This is a genomic window from Chitinophaga sp. LS1, assembly GCF_034274695.1.
Taxonomy (GTDB): domain Bacteria; phylum Bacteroidota; class Bacteroidia; order Chitinophagales; family Chitinophagaceae; genus Chitinophaga.
The window spans coordinates 5,873,441-5,895,275 of the sequence record NZ_CP128362.1; the positions used below are offsets into that span (position 1 = coordinate 5,873,441).

Annotated in this window: 16 protein-coding genes and 1 pseudogene; 11 read left to right on the forward strand and 6 right to left on the reverse strand. The window is 46.1% G+C overall.

Annotated features, from left to right (window positions below; genetic code table 11):
* Positions 1–122: 122 nt before the first annotated feature.
* Genes QQL36_RS24270 through QQL36_RS24280 form a run of 3 tightly spaced genes read left to right on the forward strand, consistent with a single transcriptional unit; the run spans position 123 to position 3,903 of the window.
* Positions 123–1,292, forward strand: coding sequence for a PLP-dependent aspartate aminotransferase family protein (locus tag QQL36_RS24270; protein WP_321567074.1), 1,170 nt, complete (start codon positions 123–125; stop codon positions 1,290–1,292).
* Between the two features lie 35 nt (positions 1,293–1,327).
* Positions 1,328–2,629 (forward strand): amidohydrolase family protein, encoded by a 1,302-nt coding sequence (locus tag QQL36_RS24275; protein WP_321567075.1) that lies wholly within the window; start codon positions 1,328–1,330, stop codon positions 2,627–2,629.
* Complete coding sequence (locus tag QQL36_RS24280) at positions 2,626–3,903, forward strand: YdcF family protein (RefSeq protein ID WP_321567076.1); 1,278 nt, start codon at positions 2,626–2,628, stop codon at positions 3,901–3,903. Before QQL36_RS24275 ends, QQL36_RS24280 begins: the two co-directional genes overlap by 4 nt.
* A gap of 63 nt (positions 3,904–3,966) precedes the next feature.
* Here the strand turns inward: QQL36_RS24280 and QQL36_RS24285 are convergent, their stop codons facing one another.
* Complete coding sequence (locus QQL36_RS24285) at positions 3,967–5,220, reverse strand: dicarboxylate/amino acid:cation symporter (protein WP_321567077.1); 1,254 nt, start codon at positions 5,218–5,220, stop codon at positions 3,967–3,969.
* 176 nt (positions 5,221–5,396) lie between these two features.
* On the opposite strand from QQL36_RS24285, the gene QQL36_RS24290 reads away from it, so the two are divergent.
* The gene (locus tag QQL36_RS24290) at positions 5,397–7,094 is read left to right on the forward strand and encodes a sodium:solute symporter family transporter (RefSeq protein ID WP_083723050.1); all 1,698 of its coding nucleotides are present in this window, start codon (positions 5,397–5,399) and stop codon (positions 7,092–7,094) included.
* A 330-nt stretch (positions 7,095–7,424) separates the two neighbouring features.
* Here QQL36_RS24290 and QQL36_RS24295 read toward each other — a convergent pair.
* The 4 genes and pseudogenes from QQL36_RS24295 to QQL36_RS24310 all read right to left on the reverse strand — a co-directional run.
* A pseudogene (locus QQL36_RS24295) lies at positions 7,425–7,823 on the reverse strand (transposase); the annotation flags it as partial.
* A gap of 11 nt (positions 7,824–7,834) precedes the next feature.
* A complete protein-coding gene (locus QQL36_RS24300) occupies positions 7,835–8,368 on the reverse strand; it encodes an IS110 family transposase (RefSeq protein WP_321570559.1) in 534 nt (177 codons plus the stop codon).
* Positions 8,257–8,598 carry a hypothetical protein gene (locus QQL36_RS24305; RefSeq protein ID WP_321566369.1) on the reverse strand — a complete coding sequence of 114 codons (342 nt, stop codon included), beginning with the start codon at positions 8,596–8,598 and terminating at the stop codon, positions 8,257–8,259. Before QQL36_RS24305 ends, QQL36_RS24300 begins: the two co-directional genes overlap by 112 nt.
* 329 nt (positions 8,599–8,927) lie before the next feature.
* Positions 8,928–9,467: a hypothetical protein gene (locus QQL36_RS24310; RefSeq protein WP_321567078.1), complete on the reverse strand. Its 540-nt coding sequence runs from the start codon at positions 9,465–9,467 to the stop codon at positions 8,928–8,930.
* A 453-nt stretch (positions 9,468–9,920) separates the two neighbouring features.
* Between QQL36_RS24310 and QQL36_RS24315 the strand changes: the two genes are divergently transcribed.
* From QQL36_RS24315 to QQL36_RS24325, 3 genes are all read left to right on the forward strand, one after another.
* A complete protein-coding gene (locus tag QQL36_RS24315; protein ID WP_321567079.1) occupies positions 9,921–13,145 on the forward strand; it encodes a TonB-dependent receptor in 3,225 nt (1,074 codons plus the stop codon).
* 19 nt (positions 13,146–13,164) lie between these two features.
* Positions 13,165–14,988, forward strand: a complete 1,824-nt coding sequence (locus QQL36_RS24320) for a RagB/SusD family nutrient uptake outer membrane protein (protein WP_321567080.1) — start codon at positions 13,165–13,167, stop codon at positions 14,986–14,988.
* Positions 14,989–15,446: 458 nt separating this feature from the next.
* On the forward strand, positions 15,447–17,027 hold the full coding sequence (locus QQL36_RS24325) for a DUF5123 domain-containing protein (protein ID WP_321567081.1): 1,581 nt from the start codon (positions 15,447–15,449) through the stop codon (positions 17,025–17,027).
* A gap of 7 nt (positions 17,028–17,034) precedes the next feature.
* Here QQL36_RS24325 and QQL36_RS24330 read toward each other — a convergent pair whose 3' ends face one another.
* Complete coding sequence (locus QQL36_RS24330; protein ID WP_321567082.1) at positions 17,035–17,181, reverse strand: hypothetical protein; 147 nt, start codon at positions 17,179–17,181, stop codon at positions 17,035–17,037.
* A gap of 169 nt (positions 17,182–17,350) precedes the next feature.
* Between QQL36_RS24330 and QQL36_RS24335 the strand changes: the two genes are divergently transcribed.
* From QQL36_RS24335 to araD, 4 genes are all read left to right on the forward strand, one after another.
* On the forward strand, positions 17,351–18,001 hold the full coding sequence (locus QQL36_RS24335; protein ID WP_321567083.1) for an HAD family phosphatase: 651 nt from the start codon (positions 17,351–17,353) through the stop codon (positions 17,999–18,001).
* Positions 18,002–18,413: 412 nt separating this feature from the next.
* Positions 18,414–19,118: an NUDIX hydrolase gene (locus QQL36_RS24340; RefSeq protein ID WP_083723056.1), complete on the forward strand. Its 705-nt coding sequence runs from the start codon at positions 18,414–18,416 to the stop codon at positions 19,116–19,118.
* 144 nt (positions 19,119–19,262) lie between these two features.
* Positions 19,263–20,906 (forward strand): ribulokinase, encoded by a 1,644-nt coding sequence (locus QQL36_RS24345; RefSeq protein ID WP_321567084.1) that lies wholly within the window; start codon positions 19,263–19,265, stop codon positions 20,904–20,906.
* Between the two features lie 108 nt (positions 20,907–21,014).
* Positions 21,015–21,719 (forward strand): L-ribulose-5-phosphate 4-epimerase AraD, encoded by a 705-nt coding sequence (gene araD, locus QQL36_RS24350; RefSeq protein ID WP_083723058.1) that lies wholly within the window; start codon positions 21,015–21,017, stop codon positions 21,717–21,719.
* Positions 21,720–21,835 lie beyond the last annotated feature (116 nt).

The following is a 21,835-nucleotide window of genomic DNA, read 5'->3' on the forward strand; positions in this document are numbered from 1 at the left end:
TACTCAATATACTTTTAAACTCACCTGACTATCCAGGTGAGTTTTTTTATGCCCACTCCTTTCTGATAAGCTCTAACGGAACCCTGTTTAATCAATTTCATCATCAACTAAAAAACAAACCGATGAGCAACATCACCAACCTCCTCCATTCCATTCCGGTAGATCCATTAACAGGTGCAATCGCAGTCCCAATCTACCAGACTTCCACCTTTGTACAGGAAGCACCCGGCGTGAACAAAGGCTATGACTATGCCCGTACCAACAATCCTACCCGCGAAACATTAGAGAAGATCGTGGCCGGCCTGGAAGGCGGCAGTACCGGCATCGCTTTTAGCAGCGGACTTGCAGCTATCGATGCTGTATTAAAACTCCTGCAGTCAGGAGATGAAATCATTGCAGTAGACGATATTTACGGGGGCGCTTTCCGTCTTTTTGACAAGGTGTACAAAAAGTTCGGGATCAAAGTCACTTATGTAGACACCAGCGATGTACAAAACGTTCTGGACGCCATCACACCGGCTACAAAGCTGATCTGGCTGGAAACACCCACTAATCCAACTTTAAAGATCTCAGATATCGGGGCGATTGCGAAAATTGCCAAAGCTCATCAAATCCTCTTTGCTGTGGACAATACCTTTGGTACCCCGGTATTACAGCAACCACTGTTGCTGGGTGCAGATATCGTTATCCACAGCGCCACCAAATACCTGGGTGGCCATAGCGACCTGATAGCAGGTGTGGTCGTCACCAAAGAACCTGCATTGGGCGCCGAAATCAAATTTTACCAGAATGCCTGTGGTGCGATATTGTCACCATTCGACAGTTTCCTGTTAATTCGTGGTATCGAGACCGTTCACCTCCGGGTGCGCCAGCATTGTGCCAATGCAAGAGAGGTTGCACGCTTCCTGGAGCAGCACCCGTTGGTCGATAAAGTATTTTATCCCGGCCTTTCATCACATCCTCACCATGATATTGCAAAAAAGCAGTCTAAAGGATTTGGAGGCATTGTGAGTTTCACCCTAAAAACAGATACGGAGGCAGCTGCACAGCAATTTGTGACCAGCACCAAATATTTTAAGCTTGCTGAAAGCCTTGGAGGTGTTAAAAGTTTGTTATGTCATCCGGCTGCCATGACCCACAAATCTATCCCTGACGAAACGCGCAGAGCCGCCGGGGTAGCGGATAGCCTGATCCGTTTAAGCGTGGGACTGGAAGAACCGGAAGACCTTCTGGCGGACCTCGCTCATGCCTTTCATCAAATTCAGTCCGCAACGGTCGCTATTTTTAACTGATAGTTCGTAGTTTGCAATACTGCAAACCATACTGAATGAAGAATTATCTGTTGTTGACCATAGGGGCAATATTTCAAAGCTGCTTAGTTTTTGCGCAGCAGGGATCCCTTACGGTACTGAAAGATATTACGCTCATAGACGGCAGCGGCGCGCCAGTGCGCCAGCATGCAAATATGGTGATCCAGGCAGACAAGGTAGTTTCCTTTCCGGATACTAAACACCTGCCTAAAAACGCCAGACGCATTAACATGAACGGCAAAACGGTCATGCCGCTGCTGATCAATGCCCATGGGCACCTGGGACTGATAAAAGGAAATACAGCTACCGCCAATAATTACACGGTCGGGAATGTAAAACGGCAGCTGGAACAATATTTACATTACGGCATCGGTGCCGTATTGAGCATGGGTACTGACCAGCCATTGATCTGGCCACTGCGCGATTCTTCTCAAAAAGGCGCCATTCCCGGTGCAACCGTTTATACGGCCGGCTACGGCTTTGGTGCTAACGGTGGCGTACCTCCCGGCGCATTTGGAAAACATATCCAACGGCCCCTTACTCCTGAAGCAGCAACGGCTGCCATGGAACAACTGGCGGACCTACATCCTGATTTTGTAAAGATTTGGGTGGATGGGAACCCCAAAGTGACGCCTGAAATTTACCAGGCGATTATTACTTCCGCCCATGCCCATGGTATTAAAGTAGCTGCCCATGTCTATTATCTGGAAGATGCCCGCAATTTAGTGAACGATGGCATCGACCTGCTGGCACATAGTATCCGTGATCAGGTGGTAGATAATGCTTTCATTACCCTGATGAAAGAAAAAGGTACTTATTATATTCCCACACTCTCTTTAGACAGATATAATTTTGCATACGGTACGCAATGGTCTGCCTGGATAAATGATGACTTTTTTATTCACTCCCTTGAACCAGGTGTATACGATGAATTAAAAAGTATGCCCCAGAAGAACGATAAGGACCGTGAGAAAAAAATCAAAGCCTTCAACATCGCAAAAACAAACTTACATAAACTGGACAGCGCCGGCATCCCCATTTGTATGGGTACTGACTCTGGTGCACAACCCACCCGTGCACAGGGCTTTTCAGAACACCTGGAACTGGAACTGATGGCCGAAGCAGGGCTCTCCCCACTCAAAGTTATTACCTGTGCCACCGCCAATGGCGCAAAATTGCTAAACGGCGCGCATCATTCAGGAACTTTAATACCAGGAAATAAAGCAGATTTTATGATCCTTGATGGCAATCCTGCAGAGGATATCAAAGCCACCAGGAGCATTACCGCAATTTGGAAAAATGGAAAGGAAATAAAATGAAATTGAACAGAAAGATCTTTGCCATTAGCCTTTGCACAGGGCTACTGGCTACCACAATGACCTTTGGGCAACACAAGAGTAAACATTATCACAAGCCGGCAGCAAAACCACGCGCCACTGTTCCGGCAGGTATCACGTTTACGGCTACACAGCAGGTACAAATCAGGAAGTCTTTTTACTTTCTCTATACGTTGGAAAGAAAAGGAGAAGCCCATGATATCGTGCAAAAGGATGCCGTATTTAATACCATCGCAACTGAAAGAGCCACCCGTTTACAAACGGCACTCAGCAACTGTACCGATGCAGCCTGCCTGGGCGAAGCGCTGGAATGGACCCCGGACGAAATCCGCAGAACAGGAGATGAGTTTGTACAGTTAGTAAGCACTAACAGTGATATGACCGAGATGGTACAACGCCTGAAAGTAGTGAACCGTTACCCGGTATATGACGAAGAAAATGATACGGCTTATATCCGCAAAGTATGGGGAGATATCGCTACCGGTATGAACCACATTTACGAAGTGTATTTACAGGGTGAACGCCCCCGCTATGCAGCGATCGATAGCGCTTCTTTACAGCCATCTGATTTACCTGCTGTGAAAACAGGTTTACAGCACAAGATGGGAGGGGCCTTCTATCGTCAGTCATTACAGGCAGCTCTCACTGCACTGGAAGTAAATGGCAGGGATGAGGCCACCCGTTACGAACCACTGTACGCCGGTAGTAATGCGGCTGCCTTTAAGAGTTCCCGTTTGATTTACTGGAATGCCTACAAGTACAGTGTGATCCTCGTGCCCGGTGCAGGTCCTGGAAAGAAAGGACAAAGCATGGATTCAGTAGGTGTGTATCGCTGCAAACTGGCTGTGGAAGCTTATAATAACAAACTCGCACCTTACATCGTTGTTTCCGGTGGACATGTACATCCGTACAAAACGCCATTCTGTGAGGCGGTGGAAATGAAGAAGTACCTGATGTCAAAATTGGGTATTCCGGATAGTGCCATCATCATAGAACCGCATGCGAGACATACGACGACCAATATCCGTAATACGGAAAGGCTGATGTTCCTATTTAATATGCCGGCGGCCAAACCGGGACTTATTATTACCGATCCGATGCAGTCGCTGATGATCGAGAAGATGGCGCCCCGTTTTGTAAAAGAAATCGGTTATGTGCCATATAAGGAAATGGAGAGAGTGGATGATACGACGAACAGGTTCCTGCCGGATGAAAAGGCATGGCAGGAAGATCCTAATGATCCGCTGGATCCGTGATATAAATGCTACCACTTCGGCAGGATGGCCTAGTTCGTCATCCTGCCGGACTGTTATTAGTATCTACCCCTTTGGCAAGCTATCACTGGCCGGAATCACTTCACGCTCCATCCACTTCTTCCCTTTCAGCACCCTGGTCACCATCATCGCAGCTACAGTATCGCCTGTTGCATTCAATACAGTAGCCAGCGGATCCACCAGCGTACCAACTATCATCACCGCTGGCAAAGCCGCCACCGGAAATCCATAAACAGACATTACAAGGAGTTCCCCTATGTACCCGCCATTAGGGACGCCTCCTTCCACAATACTCACGATCACCGTAATCCCCAATGCCAGCAGGATCGTATCCACCCCCGAAAAATCCCTTCCAAACAGCGCAAATACCACCCCGATCTTTACAATCGAAGAAATACTGGACCCATCCTTATGCAGGGTGGCACCTAACGGTACCACAACGTTATTAATACTTTCCGGCACCTTCATTTTCTTCCCCGCCTCAAGATTGGCAGGAATGGTCGCAATGCTGCTACAGGATCCTAAAGCGGTCAGGGAAGGCACAATATTATATTTCCAAAATGTAACAATCCCTTTCCACCCACCGGCCAGAAAAGCATAAAAGGAAAACCCCACGAAAAAGTAGACAATACCAAAGCCATAATAAATCTTCATAGAACTGGCATAGGTCACGAACAACTGCGGACCCAGTTCCGCAATCTGGCAGGCGAAATAAACGCCCAAACCTAATGGCGCCATCACCATAATAATGTCGAGGAAGCTCTTCATGACCGCATTGGCCGATAGCAGGAACTTCCTGAAAGGTGCACCTGCTTCCCCGGCTTTCAGGGCCGCAAAGCCCATAATAGCGGCAAAGATTAACAACGGTAGCATATTCTTCCTCGATAAGAGGGAAAAGAACTCCTCTGTGGTCAGTAATCTTACCAACTGATCTCCCCAGTTACCCGCATCTTTGAGGTCCGGCAATGCCCCCGGAACGGTCACTACCGCTTCCAGTGGAAAAAACCAGATCACCACAATCGTAAAAAATGCAGCTATTAATATAGTAGAAAGGAATACCAGCCCCATGGCAGACATGATCTTACCCAGTTTCTGCCCCGGATCAATATTGGCAATAGCTGCAGAAATAGCAAAAAACACCAGCGGTACGACCGCAATAAAGATCAGGTTAAGGAAAATATCACCGATGGGTTTCAGGATCAATACCCGTGGCCCTAGCGTGAGACCCATAATGCTGCCGGTAATGATCCCTCCCAGCAAAAGCAGGATGCTACTATAGTTCTTTAATAATTGACGCATAAGGATGTAATATAGAAAAAAACTGCCGAAGGCAAAATCTGCACATTCGAAGGTTAAAATTTTACCAGATAAAAATATTTTTAGACTTTAAATGTAAAATTGACAATTATTACTATCTTGCCTCCCGATGCAGGAGCACCCGTTGTGAAACCAGACACCGTTACATTCCACATAATATGAATAAACTAGCCAACATTGATTACATCATCTTTGTAATCTACTTCCTGGTAGTCGCTTCTTATGGTTACTGGATTTACCTCCGGAAAAAGAAGGCCACTATGAGTACGAAAGATTTCTTCCTGGCAGAAGGATCACTCACGTGGTGGGCCATAGGCGCTTCCCTTATTGCCTCCAACATTTCAGCTGAACAATTCATTGGTATGAGTGGCAACGGCTTCTCTGTCGGTATCGCCGTTTCTGCCTATGAATGGATTGCTGCCGTAGCCCTCATTATCGTAGCAGTCTGGTTTATTCCTGTTTACCTGAAGAACAAGATCTACACGATGCCACAGTTCCTCAAAACCCGTTATAATGAAACGGTGGCGCTGATCATGGCTGTATTCTGGTTATTCCTCTACGTGTTCGTCAACCTCACGTCCATCCTGTTCCTCGGTGCACTGGCCATCAACAACCTGGTAGGTGCTGAACATTTTCACATCATCATGGTGGCCCTGGCTATATTTGCTCTGGTCATCACGCTAGGTGGTATGAAAGTGATCGGTTACACCGATGTGATCCAGGTGATTGTACTGATCATTGGTGGCCTCGCTACTACGTGGCTGGCACTGACCATGGTGAGCGAACACTTTGGCCTTGGCAAAGATGCACTGGCTGGTTTTAATGCACTCATGAAAGATTCTCCCGATCACTTTGAGATGATCCTCAAAAAACCTGGTCCCGGTGCTTCGCAGGAGTACATCAACCGTTATCTCTTATTGCCTGGTATCACTATTTACTTTGCAGGCCAGTGGATCATCAACCTGAACTACTGGGGTTGTAACCAATACATCACACAAAGAGCACTGGGTGCGGATCTGAAGACAGCCCGTAATGGTATTCTCTTTGCGGGTCTTATGAAACTGATGATGCCTGTGATCGTGATGTTGCCTGGTATCGCCGCTTATGTATTGTACAAGAATGGTGGACTGCAGGGCGAAATGGCACCGGGTGGTCAATTCAATGCGGACAATGCTTATTCTGCTGTGCTGACCTTCCTGCCAAATGGTCTGAAAGGCTTGTCTCTCGCGGCGTTGACAGCTGCTATCGTAGCGTCACTGGCGGGTAAGGCAAATAGTATTTCGACGATCTTTACACTGGATGTTTACAAAAAATATATCAATAAAGAAGCTGACGAGAAAAAGCTGGTATGGACAGGTCGCCTTACGATCGTTGTGGCCATGCTGGTGGCCATTGCCTTTACATGGAACGACCTGTTAGGTATTGGTGGTGCTGGTGGTTTTACCTTTATCCAGAAATATACAGGTTTTATCAGTCCTGGTGTATTCGCCATGTTCCTGCTCGGTATGTTCTGGAAGCGTACCACTGGTGCAGCGGCAGTAGCAGGTATCGTAACCGGCTTTTTACTTTCCGTGGTGTTCAATAACTATGCAGCGGAATGGTTTGGACATGAAACGTGGTTATACACTGCGTTCCTGAACAGCAAGGGGGTATATGAAATTCCATTCCAGATCTGTATGGGCTGGGCATTCTTCTTTACCCTGTTGGTGATGGTGATATTGAGCCTGGCAGGTCCGGCCATCAATCCGAAAGCCTTCCAGCTGGACAAAGCGATGTTCAAACTGGCACCGTCTACCATCGTTATGATCGTAATAACGCTGCTGATACTCAGTGCGCTGTACATCCGCTTCTGGTAAACATTTATTTAGTCTCTACAAGCTGTATGAACTCTCAGTAATTTTTGCAGATTACAGCTATTCAATAACGTGAACTATGATATACGAAGGTCGAATTCATTCGACCTTTTTTCTTTGAAAATAGTTCGTCCAGGCCATAATTTGATATGACTCTATAGGATTAAAATTTTCTTTTCGTGCTTATAGCAACAATCGTTTGTACTTAGAGTCTTAAATCAGTTTTTTCTACAGGCTGAAAAAGCACCAATAAAAGGTCGATTTTTGTAACTTAGTAATCTTATTGAGATGGGGGTAATGCCTCAAGCTCGCGCAGGCGTCTGAGATAATTATTTATCTGCGCCTGCTTTCTTTTTTTAGCCACTCCTGATTATCAGGTTCCATATATGGCACTCTATTTTTGAGTATAAAATAAGCGGCAATTAGGATTTTGTGTGAAATTGCAATAAGTGCTCGTTTTTTGCCTCTTCGTATACTCAAAGTATAATATTTTCTTTTCAGATAAGTATCTTTCGTATGTGCTGCAGCCCATGCTGCTTCCACGAGTGCGGTTTTAAGGGATCTGTTGCCATGATTGATTCTTTCACTTTTCTTTTTTCCGGCACTTTCATTATTACCAGGACATAAACCACACCAACTAGCCAAATGATGCTGATTAGGGAACGCATGCATATCTGTACCTATTTCGGCTAAGATGGCGGTAGCTGTTTGTTTTTGTACTCCGGGAATAGTCTGAAGTAATTTTACTTCTTCCTCCCATTTTTTAAGTACTGATCTATACGGTTATCCACCTGACCAAGTAGGTCATTTAGCTGTAAAATAACAGTTTTAGACAGGCTGAGCATAAAACGGTGATGCTCATTAAGATGGCCTTCTAATGCAAGAATAAGCTCTTGTTTTTTGATTTTGAGCCTACCTTTTGCCAAATTGGCCAATATCATAGGATCCTGTTCTCCTTCAATAATGGCAGTGATCATTGACCAGCCACTTACACCGAATACATCACTGACTACAGTGCTCAATTTGATATTGGCTGTCTCTAAAATGTTCTGTAACCGGTTATATTCACTGGACCGCTGTCCTATTACTTTACGTTTGTATCGGTACAATTCCCGTAATTCGCGAGTGTATTGCGGTGGAATAAAACTTCCCTTTAGTAGCCCGCTTAGCAATAATTTTGCAATCCAGGCACTGTCATTGCGATCGGTCTTATGCCCCGGCACATATTTAATATGCCGGGCATTGACCAGAATAAGTTCAAAGTGAGGTTCCAGTATATTAAAAACAGGCTTCCAGTAAACCCCGTGCTCTCCATTGCGACATGTGTAATGCCGGATTCTTCAAGCCAAGCTACCAGGTCCCTAAGTGAACTTGTGAAAGTGCTAAAAGTGCGGGTTTGTTCTTCCAACCCATTTCCTCTGATGGTGGCTACTACATTCTCCTGGTGAACATCGAGGCCACAGCCGCGACTCACAACCTGTTCAAAACTGATATGTGATTGTTCCATGGTAGTACTTTTGTCGAAGGTACCACCATTTTCATAGTCGTTTGTGAACCCGGTTCATGAGGGTTTTTTCTGAAAATGGTTTTCATCCCCGTTGGTGAATTCCCTCTTTCATGAAGGTTTTTATGCCTGTAATAGACCGGTTGGCAGGTGAAGGCTGTTGGCCGCCGTGATCTTTTTCCCGGTATACCTTCAGCTGGCGCATGCCAATAGCCATACCCCGCATATCAGGAGGTTGATTTTATTGCTGAAATACTGTTTTTCTGAAAATGGTTTTCATTCCCCGTTGGTGAATTCCCACTTTTCATGCATGTTTTTATTGCTGTTTGAATTTATTCTAACCTCACTTCTCTCACTGTTCCGTTTCCCGCCAGATCTTCCGCTACCGCTACGACCTTTCCACCAGCAGGCAAACTGGCTGCGTTATAATACCAGTCCACGCCATTCCTGCCTAATACAGCCTTGCCTCTTTCCAGCATAGCGCCCGCCGCATCATGCACCCGTACTTCCACTTCCGCTACCCTGAATTCATCTTTTGCTGTGACGATTACAGTCGTTTCTTCGAACCGGATTTGCTGTACTTCGGGTGACTTAAAAGCATCTTTTATCGCCATGTTATAAGCATTCTGTCCGGCTCCTGCTTTGGACTTATAATAAGCCTTTAGCTCAGGATCCAGTAGGATCATCTTTGCATATGCCGCTGCCACCTGCATCTTATACCTGGCTTCCAGCTGCTTTTTAGTCGGTTTTTTCTTCGACGGACCACGTTTCTTGGCCATAATGATCTGGCCATTCCGTTCGTAAATCGTGAGTTGATCGCCGAGGGTACCTCTGACGAGTTGGAGGAGTAAACTGTCTTTAACAAGCGCCATAACAAACAATTTATAGGTGATAGGAATGAAGGTACTATACCGCTTGCAACTACGGTGAAGCTTTTATACTAAATCAGCACTAAATGAGTACTAATACATCACTTAATGTTCACCTCAATATCGAATTGATATAGAAGTGTAGTTATAATGTACTTATAGTGTAGTTGAGATGTATGATTGGTCATAAAGCTTCCCTATACTTTAGTGGGCTATCCAATAAAGGCTAAATTCACCTGTGAGGTATTACCTCCGGTTAAGTTCCGGGAACGATTGCGTAAATAAACACGCGTAATAAGTTGTTCGTTAGAAAATTAGCCGTTAAAATTGTTGAAGGAGCATGAATAATAAGGAGGGACATTTTGTAGCAGTAACCCGATATTCTCCGACAATTCTATCAACCACTTGAACACGTCTATGAAATAGTTATAAGATTCTAAACATTGAATTCCACTTATGAAAGGATTAATTTTCTTCATGACCATCCTCCTGGGATGTATGGAGGTGTTTGCCCAGTCGTATCAGATTTCTGGAACAGTTACCAGCAAAGAATCCGGCGATAAATTGCCGGGGGTTACCATTCGTATTAAAAACACGAATACGGGTACCCAGACTGATGCCGACGGACAGTTTCACCTCAAAGTTCCCAATGGACAAACGGTCTCTCTGGTACTGACCTATGTAGGCTACCAGACACTCACAGTGAACGCTTCACCATCCAACACGGTAAAGGCACAATTACAACTAGCGAACAACAACATGAACGAAGTAGTGGTAGTTGGCTATGGCACCGTATCCAAAGGCAACTTTACCGGTGCTGCTTCTTCGCTGAATGCGCAGAAAGAACTGAAAGACGTACCGGCCAATACCGCTGCCGAAGCACTGGCAGGCCGCCTGGCAGGTGTGCAGGTCACGACTACCGAAGGTAGACCCGGTGCTGATATCCTGATCCGTGTAAGAGGCGGTGGCTCTATCACACAGGACAATTCTCCGCTCTACATTGTAGATGGTATACAGGTTGAAAATGCGCTCTCTTTATTGTCACCACAGGAAATTCAAAGTATCGATGTACTCAAGGATGCTGCATCTACAGCCATCTATGGTGCCAGAGGTGCGAATGGTGTGGTGATCATCACCACCAAAGGGGGGAAAGACATGCCGACCCGCGTAAATTATGATGGCTATATGGGGGTACGCAGTATTGTGAACGAACTACCGGTTTTATCGCCGTATGACTATGTAAAGTACCAGTATAAACTGTACAACTATCAAACCGACGATGATACCAAAAATGCTTTCAGGGATAAGTATGGTCGCTGGGAGGATCTTGAATTGTACAAACAGGTACCGGCTACTGACTGGCAGGATGAAGTATTTGGCCGCAATGCCACGAACAATACCCATGTGGTCACGGTAACAGGTGGTAGTAAAACTTCGTCTTTCAACCTCACGCTGAACAATACTTCCGAACAGGGTATCATGCTGGAATCCGGTTATCGCCGTACCATGGCAGCATTCCGTTTTGATCATACTGCCAGCAAACGTTTGAAGGTAGGCATCACTACCCGGTACAGCCGTCAGCGGGTAGATGGGGTAGGTACTTCAAATACGGGTTCGCAGGGTACTAACCGCCTGCGCAATGCCGTACGTTACAAGCCGTTCATCGCTCCCGGTGATGAAGATGTGGTGGATGTATTTGATCCTGAATATGCGAATCTTACGAACCTCACGAATCCTGTGTTACTTGCACACAATGAATTGAAATATGATTACCGTAATGATGCTAACCTGAATGGTTATCTGAATTTCACGATCCTGGATGGATTGACCTTCCGGAGTACGGTAGGTTTCACCAGTACAGGCACGCGTACCAATACTTACAATGGATATGTTACATCCGTTGCGCGTTCTAATGCAGATATGCCGGTAGTCACTATTGCTACAGGAGAAACGACGACCCTCACCAATTCAAATACGCTTAGTTATAACAAAAACTTTAATAATAAACACCAGATCGATCTGCTGGCCGGTCAGGAAATTTATATGCTGAAAGGGAATTCTCAGAGCACTACTGTCAAGTGGATGCCTGTGGATCTTACACCGGAACAGGCATTTGCCGGTATTCAAAAGGCCACGCCGCCTACCGGACAAATACAGGATCCGCCTACTACCAGCGTGACCCAAAACAGGCTGATCTCATTTTTTGGCAGGGCCAATTATGGGTACAACAACAGGTACCTGGCCACACTCACCCTGCGCTATGATGGGTCTTCCCGGTTCAGTTATGAAAATGGTTTTGCTTCCTTCCCATCTATAGCGCTCGCATGGCGGGTGACACAGGAAAATTTCATGCGGAATATTCATTGGCTTTCTGACCTGAAACTACGCGCTACACTGGGTACTGCGGGTAATAACCGCATCTCGGAAGACCTGTTCAAAACCATGTATGGTACCAGCACCAGCTCCTATGCCTTTGATGAATCTGTGACTCCTGGTACTGCTCCTTTGTCTTTAGCAAATCCACGACTGAAATGGGAAACGACCGTATCCCGCAACCTCGGTCTGGACTTCGCTGTATTAGATAACCGGATCAGTGGTTCCGTGGATTATTATTACAACAATACCCGCGATCTCCTGCTGGCTGCCCAGATACCTCAGACAACCGGTTATAGCAGCCAGATCCAGAATGTAGGGAAGACACAAAATAAGGGACTGGAGCTACAGATAGCGGCGGTGGTGATCAATAAGAAAAAAATGAGTTACAATGTGTCTTTCAACATTGCGGCGAACAGAAATAAAATTGTGAGTCTGGGTACGGATCCTACCGGTGCTCCCTTGAAATCTTATTACGCCCAATCCGGTTGGGTAAATAGTCTGAACGACTTTCTCGTACAGGTAGGACAGCCAATCGGGCAGTTTTATGGCTATGTCACCGATGGTTATTACAAAATCGAAGATTTCAATTACGACGCCGGCACACAACATTATACACTGAAATCAGATGTGCCAAATACCAGCGCGGTAGCCCTTGGTAGCCGTGAAGTGCAACCCGGTGACCTCAAACTGAAGAAGCTGTCAAAAGATACTTCCAAAATCATTGGACTGAATGACAGACAGGTTTTGGGCAATGCCCAGCCGAAGTTCTTTGGTGGTTTTAACCAGCAGTTTACATGGAGGGGATTTGACGTCAGTGTTTTTGTCAACTTCTCTTATGGCAACAAGGTATACAATGCGAATAAGATCGAATTTACCACTACCTATCAATACAAAGACAACAACCTGATCAGGGAGATGAAAGATGCGTGGAAATGGTATGGCGACAATGGTGCACTGGTAACAGATCCGGATCAGTTGCAGGCGTTGAACAAAGATACTAAATACTGGTCAGCACCTGCGGGCAACTACTTCCTGCACTCCTTTGCTATAGAAGATGGATCCTTTATCAGGATCAGTAATCTGACCATCGGGTATTCACTGCCAGCTACCTTGCTGAAGAGAACCCATGTCTTCTCCCGTTTCAGGGTGTATGCCACCGTCAATAACCTGTACACATTTACAAAGTATACGGGCTATGATCCGGAGGCCAATACCCGCCGCAGCAACCCGCTCACGCCGGGGGTAGATTATGCGGCTTACCCAAGAAGCCGTTTCATACTGGGTGGTGTCAATGTTTCTTTTTAATGGATTAAACGATTTGATTATGTACGCGTACATACGTTCATTCTTTATACTTATCATTTTTGCCACAGCATTCAGTGCTTGCAAAAAATACCTGACGATCGAGAACCCGTCTACGATATCGCAGGATGCTGTATTTACCAGTGTATCCAATACGAATGCTGCGGTGGTGGGTGTATACGCCATGTTGATCGGCGATAATGGATACGGTAACCGTATTTCCTGTTTGTTTCCACAATCATCCGACGATTTCAAAACGTCCGGTGACTATAGTGCTGACGACAGAAGAGGGATCAGTACTTATGGTGCCAGTGCGGGGAATAGTGATTTGCCGAACCCTTTCAACCAGTTGTTCAAAGGAATAGAGCGAGCGAATATTTGTATCAAATATATCCCGTTGTCTCCTTTGTATAATGGTGGTTCTGCAACAGAGCAGTCACAGATGAAGAAGATGTATGGAGAGGCATTGACCCTGCGTGCGCAGTTTTACTTTGAAGCGTTGCGCAACTGGGGAGATCTGCCCGCACAATTGGTGCCCGCCGCAGATCTGGCGGATATGTACCTGCCCAGGACTGACAAGGATTCCATTTATCAGCAATTGCTGGATGATCTGGCAGTGGCGGAAGAATTAGTGCCCTGGAGAACGGAATCACCCGATCAGAATTTACGACTCACCAAAGGTGCGGTGAAAGGGATCCGGGCCAGAATTGCACTGGCAGTGGGTGGATATTCATTGCGTACAAATCCTCATGTGATGGCGAGAAGAGATGATTATAAAAAGTTCTACCAGATAGCTTATGATGAATGTGCGGATATCATGGCTCATCCTGAACAGCATTCGCTGAACCCTGTGTATGAAAATATCTTCAAGTCATTGCATACATCTACGCGGACAGACGATGCGCATGAACTGATGTTTGAAATTGGCGCCTATGGTGGGAATGCCAGTACAGATAGTAAGCTGGGGTATTACAATGGCCTGAAGCATAATACCTCTTCCCGCTTTGGTGGCGGTGGTGGCGGCATCAATGTATTACCCACGTATTTTTATGAATTTGATTCCATTGGCGATTGTCGCCGGGATGTGACCATTAACCTGTTTGAAATAGATGCAAATAGTCAGAAGATAGCGGTAACAGCTGGGGTGATGACGGATGGTAAGTATCGCCGTTCCTGGACGAGCATTACCGGCACATCGCAGAATCTGGCTATCAACTGGCCGATACTTCGGTTCTCTGATGTATTGCTGATGTATGCAGAGGCAGACAATGAAATCAACGAAGCGCCTTCTGCAAAGGCGCAGGATGCTTTGCTGCAGGTACAGAAAAGAGCTTATGTAGGGCACCTGGAACGGTTGCCAGAAATACCTACAGATAAACAGGGATTCTTTGATGCTGTCGTGCATGAAAGGTTGCTGGAATTCGGGGGTGAAGGGATTCGGAAGTATGATCTGATCCGCTGGAACCTGCTGGCTACAAAGTTGACAGAGACAAGAGATAAGTTGCGTCAGTTTATGAATGGAGAGGGGCGGTATGCGAATGTGCCTTTGTACCTCTATGCAAAAGCGGCGACGTATAATATTACGAATTCAGTGGATGAAACACAGGCGCTGAATTTGTATGGCGGACCGGTATCGCAGGTGTTGTTTGAACCGGGATTGGGGGTTTCTTCTGCGCCTTCGGGGTATACCGCCAAGAGTTGGCGGGCGGCGGTGAATGAAGATTACCTGACGGGGGCAAGGAAGGGGTATGCGATTTATTTTGAGGCGAATAAGAAAGAGCTGCTTCCTATTCCTACAGATGCTTTGAATAGTAATTATAAGCTGGTACAAAATCAAGGTTATTAATTTCTGTAGATGCTTTGAATAGCAATTACAAGCTGGTACAAAATCAGGGTATTAGTTTTTGTAGATGCTTTGAATAGCAATTATAAGCTGGTACAAAATCAGGGGTATTAGTTTTTGTTGATGCTTTGAACAAAAACAGCAAGCGGGTACAAAATCAGGGCTACCAATTTTTGTTGATGCTTTGAATAACAATTACAAGCTGGTACAAAATCAGGGCTACTAGTTTTTGTAGATGCTTTGAACAAAAACAGCAAGCTGGTACAAAATCAGGGCTACCAATTTTTGTTGATGCTTTGAATAGCAATTACAAGCTGGTGCAAAATCAGGGCTACTAGTTTTTGTAGATGCTTTGAACAAAAACAGCAAGCGGGTACAAAAATCAGGGCTACCAATTTTTGTTGATGCTTTGAACAATAAATACAAGCGGGTACAAAATCAGGGCTATTAAAATGACTTATATGCGTTATGTAATATTTTTTCTGTTCATCAGCCTGTTGGCCTGTAAGAAAAAAGAAGATGAACTCAGTCTGTCCAGGCAATTTATGCCATCGGGTGATATCTCTATCAGTACGGCAGATACGCTGGCTACACTCACATGGAAAGCGGCATTGTTCACTTCCGGTACGGCAGTGACATATGCAGTCGAGGTTTCACAGGATTCTACTTTTGCGACCACGGCGCATAGTTTTGCAACAGATACCACTGGAATCAGGATTTCAGATCAATACCTGGAAGTACGTAAAAAGTATTATGCCCGTGTAAGAACGAATGGCAAAGATACGGCCAGTGCATCCAATTGGGTGTATAGTAAAAGTTTCTCCATTACAGGTGAGCAGTTGTTGCTACCATTGGCAGATAGTAATCTCATCGATAAATCTGTCATTCTGTTATGGAAATCTACACAGGGGTTGACGAAGCTGGTCTTCACAACTGACGGTGTTTCCAGAACAATTGGATTGTCGGAAGAACAGAGTATTGCGGGCAAATTGCAGGTAGATAGTCTGCAACCACTGACAACCTATACAGTAGAAATCTTTAAAGAAGAAGTGAGTAAGGGGATACTGACCTTTACGACCAAAGCCGGTGTGGCGACCGGACCGAATGTGATAGACCTGACAGGTATCACAGGCGTGCCGGGTATCCTGGAAGATACCTTACCGAAAGTGGGAGCGGGGAGTATTATCATCCTGAAAAGAGGGGAGACGTATAATATCGATATTGCGATGGAACTGGGCAAAGCCGTATCATTCGTGAGTGAGAACAGCTTCAATACACAGTTACCATTGATCTATTTCACCAACAACTTCAATGTGACGGCGGGGAGTGTGATCGACTCTGTTGTATTCAGGGGATTGACTTTACGGAGTAATGACTATGCCAGCAGGTACGTGATCAATGCCAGCAATGTAGCAACCATTGGTAAGATCCTTTTTGAAGATTGTCATGTAGAAATATTCCGTGGTGTGGTAAGGTTACAAACTTCTGCTACCGGTGGTACAAAGGTGGGTGACTTTGTGGTGAATAATTGTGTGGTAGACAGTATTTCGAATTATGGAGTGGTGAATTGTGATAATGTGGCTTGTGCGATACAGAATATCACAATACAGAACAGTACATTATATAAGCTGGAAAAAGTGGTGACCAGTAAGCAGAATTCCAATTCAGTGGTACTGAGTAACTGCACCTTTAATGAGGCGCCGCAGGGTGGGGGATCGGCTTACCTGGTGGATTATAGTCAGTCAGCGACCAACAATATCACGGCGGGTATCAGTCTGAAGAGTTGTATCATCGGTGTCGGGCGGAATAACGGAGGAAGTACGAGTGTACGTGGGATCCGGGCGAATGCTGCCACGTTGATTAATGTAAGTAGTAGTTTTAACACATCGGATTATGTGGTGAGTGGAAATGCGATTGTGGGATTGACGGTGTATGCAGGTACGGTGACAGATCTGTGGACGGATCCGGCGAATGGGAATTTTACTATTAAGGACAGTGGTTTTGCAGGGAAGAGTTCCGCGGGAGACCCGCGGTGGTGGTAGATGAAATTTAATATCCGGGTTGTACTGCCCGCCGGAGGGTCTGCTCATTCTCCCGAAGGGTAAGGCCATCTTCTTGGAAGGTATGCACATTCTCCCGGAGGGTGTGCTCATCTTCCAAGAGGGTATGCTCATTCTTCCAAGAGGGTATGCTCATCTTCCAGAGGGTATGTTCATCTTCCAGAGGGTATGTTCATCTTCCAGAGGGTAAGGCCATCCCCAGGATGGCCTTACCCTCCGGCCCGCGGGGATTTGATGATTGTCCGGAGGACAACCATCAAATCCCCGCTTTTATTTTTCTACCTTTGCCCCAAAGTACAACGACTATGAAACGGGCATTTATCTTCGACATGAACGGCACTATGATAGATGATATGGAGTATCATGTACATGGCTGGTTTAATATCCTCAACGACGACCTTGGTGCAAACCTCAGCCGCGAAGCAGTAAAAAAGGAAATGTATGGCAAAAACCAGGAAGTCCTGATCCGTATCTTTGGCAAAGGCAAATTCACAAACGAACAAATGGATCAACTGGCCCTCGAAAAAGAGCGCCGTTACCAGGAAGCTTACCGCCCTCACCTTGGCCTGATTGCCGGATTACAGCAATTTCTGGATCAGTCGCGTGAACTGGGCATCCCAATGGGTATCGGCACCGCCGCGATCCCATTCAATGTAGATTTTACAATTGATGATCTGCACCTGAGATCCTATTTCAAGACAATTATAACCGCCGATGACGTGGTAGACAGCAAGCCTCATCCGGAAACTTTCCTGAAGGCGGCTGAAAAGATGGGGGTAAGACCCGAAGACTGCATCGTGTTTGAAGATGCACCTAAAGGTGTAGAAGCCGCGCAGAATGCAGGTATGAAAGCGGTGGTGATCACTACTATGCATACTAAAGAGGAGTTTGCAGCTTATAACAATATTATTCGTTTTATAAGCGACTATACGGAACTATCCCCTTCGGAGCTATAAAGGGAGACTATCTTTTCTAGTGCTATAAGTGGAACTATCCTCTTCGGAGCTATAAAGGGGGACTATCTTCTTCATAGCTATAAATGGTACTCTCCCCTTCAAATCTACAAATGTAACTATCCCCTTCAGATCTATAAAGAGGTACTATCCCCTTCATAGCTATAAACAGAATTTCTTTTTCCATAAAATCCCCTCCCAAAACAGAACGCTTTTGCCTACAGTAAAAGCGTTCTGTTTTGGCGCAATCCCCTGCGGGCTGCTAAAAAAGAAATATTAAAAAAGGCGGGATAAATAATTGTAAAAATGACATTTAATTTTTTATATTGCATTCATATTATAGCTATCAATATCACTAAATGCTGGGAATATCAATGGGGAGTTTTATATTAGCAGAATTAAACACCAGGAAAGTATGACACGTTATTCCCGGCAAACCCGGATGCTGATAGCAGTAGACTGTATAATTTTCGGTTTTGACGGACAGGATCTTAAGCTCTTGCTTATCAAGCGTGGATTTGAACCGGAGAAAGGAAAGTGGAGCCTGATGGGCGGTTTTGTGCAGGCGGACGAAGGCCTCGAAGAGGCAGCCACCCGTACACTGACCAAACTGACAGGACTGGATGGCGTCTTCATGGAGCAGCTCAATGCCTATGGTGGCCCTAACCGCGATCCGGTGGAGCGAACCTTGTCTGTAGCTTATTATGCCCTGATCGACATCAATCAGTACAAACAACAGCTGAGCGATGAGTACAAGGCAGAATGGTTCCCTCTCAAAGAGGCGCCAAAACTGATTTTTGACCATGCACAGATGGTATCTGAAGCACTGGCACGCTTACGTTACAAAGCAGCTATTCACCCGCTGCTGTTCGAACTGTTGCCAGCCAAATTTACCATCCCACAGCTGCAAATCCTCTTCGAAGCCGTATACGAATCCGGCTTTGACAAAAGGAACTTCAGCCGTAAAGTATTGTCCACGGGTTTACTGATCAAACAAAAAGAAAAAGAGAGGGCTACTTCCAAAAGGGGAGCATTCTATTACAAGCTGGATAAAAGAAAATACAGCGCCAAATTCCACGCCTTCCTCAACTTCGTTTCCGATCCGGGTAATCTTAAATAATAAAAAATGATAGATATGGGTCTCCCTCATATCGTCTTTTTTTACCACGTTTTATAAATGTCAAACTGACAATAAAGGCATTATTTATTTTTCATTTTAAAACAACTTTCCGCCGCCTTAGGTTGTTGGAAAGGGCCGATCGTTATGGAACATTCATATGTTATAGGTGTCGACTTCGGCACCGACTCAGTCCGCTCCCTTGTTGTAGATACGCAGACCGGTCAGGAAGCCGGTAGTGCCGTGTATTTTTATCCTCGCTGGAAAAAGGGGCTCTTCTGTGACCCCGCCATCCAGCAATACCGCCAGCACCCTAAAGATTACCTGGAAGGGCTGGAAAACAGTATTAAAGACGCGCTGAAACAATGCCCGGCTGGCACCGCCGCCAGGGTGAAAGGCATCGCCGTCGATACCACCGGTTCCACCCCCGGCCCTGTCAACGAACAAGGTACGCCCCTGGCCCTGTTGCCCGGTTTTGAAGAAAACCCCAACGCCATGTTCGTTCTCTGGAAAGATCATACTGCCAACTCGGAAGCGGCCCTGATTAATGACATCTCCCATAGCAATGGCAAAGATTATACTGCTTACAGCGGTGGCATATACAGCAGCGAATGGTTCTGGGCCAAAATACTCCATGTCGTAACCGAAGATCCTGCCATCGAAGCAGCAGCCGCTGCCTGGGTAGAACATTGCGACTGGATCCCGGCCGTACTCACCGGCAACAAAAGTGTCGATACCCTGCTTCGCAGCCGTTGTGCCGCAGGTCACAAAGCTATGTGGCACGCTTCCTGGAAAGGATTGCCGCCAAATGACTTCCTTTCCAAACTGAACCCTGTTCTCGATAAATACGATCAGATGTACACCGATACAGTGGATGCCACTGTACCTGCTGGTACTATCACCGCTGAATGGGCAGAAAAATTAGGGCTGCCTGCTGATGTTGTGATCGGCACCGGCGCCTTCGATGCCCACATGGGTGCGGTAGGTGGCGGTATCCGTCCATACTCCCTCTGTAAGGTGATCGGCACCAGCACCTGCGATATCCTCATCGCTCCGCTGGAAGAAACCAGCGACAAACTGGTAAAAGGTATCTGCGGTCAGGTAGACGGCTCTGTGGTGCCCGATATGCTTGGTTTGGAAGCAGGCCAGTCTGCTTACGGCGACATCTTTGCATGGCTTCGTAAACTGATCATGGGACCATTATACGACCTCATGCCGGAAGAAAAAGATAAACTGGCGGAAGTGGAAGGCAAACTCCTTGCTTACCTGTCAAAAAAAGCAGAACAACTCCCATTGCGTGACAACGACCCGATAGCCATGGACTGGTTCAACGGCCGTCGTACACCTGATGCTAATCATACTGTCAAGAGCACTATTACTGGTTTACACCTGGGTACCGATGCGGTGCAACTTTTCAAAACGCTCGTAGAAGCGGCGGCCTTTGGTGCCAAAGCCATTGCGGACCGCTTTGTTCAGGAAGGCATTCCTATTCAGGAAGTGATTGCACTGGGTGGTGTGGCTAAAAAATCAGGTTATGCCATGCAGGTACTGGCCGATGTGATGAACAGACCTATCCGCATTGTAAACAGCGAAAATGCCTGTGCACTGGGTGCGGCCATGTTTGCCGCTGTGGTAGCGGGTGTTCACCCTGATATTGATGTTGCGCAGGCTGCCATGACCTCTGGTTTTGAAACTACCTGGTTCCCAAGGGAGCAAAATGTGTCTTATTATGCCAATAGGTATGAGAAGTTTAAGGAAATAGGCGCATTTACAGAAAAACTGTTTAAGTGAGTCAATTCAGGGAATTCAGGGAAATAGGTGCATTTACAGAAAAGCTGATTAAATGCGTCCTATCAAAAAATTCAAGTAAACAGGAGCGTTCACTGAAAAATTATACAAATGAGCCATCCATACAAGGAACTTCAGGAGCAGGCTTACCACGCTAACATGCAACTGCCCGCTTTAGGGCTGGTCCTCTTCACCTTTGGCAACGTCAGCGTAGCCGACCACAAAGCCGGGGTATTTGCCATCAAACCCAGCGGCGTGCCTTACAACCTGCTCTCGCCAGAGAAAATGGTGATTGTCGATTTCGATGCAAACAATGTTACGAACAACGGACGGCCATCGTCAGATACCAAAACCCATGCAGTGCTCTACAAGCACTGGGCCCACATTGGCGGTATTGTGCATACGCATTCTACCTATGCTACTGCCTGGGCACAGGCACAAAGGGATATCCCGATCTATGGCACGACCCATGCAGATCATCTGACCAGCGATGTGCCTTGCGCACCACCCATGCACGATGATATGATCAAGGGTAACTATGAGCATGAGACCGGCTTCCAGATCATGAACTGTTTGAATGAGCGTAACCTCAGTTACGAAGAGATTGAAATGATCCTGGTAGGCAATCATGCCCCTTTTACCTGGGGAAAAACAGCAGACAAAGCAGTGTACAACGCCGCCGTGCTGGAAGAAGTAGCGAGAATGGCTTATCTCACGGAAACCATCCGCCCTTCATGCCCCCGCCTGAAGGACTCTTTGATTAAAAAACATTTTGAGCGGAAACATGGTCCGGATTCTTATTACGGGCAACAGTAACGGAAGGCTGTAATCGGTAAACAGTAATGAGATAGCTGTAATCCGATACTAGTCATCAGAAAACAGGAATTCGATAAAGGTAACCGGTAAATGAAAATCCGATAACTGTAATTCGA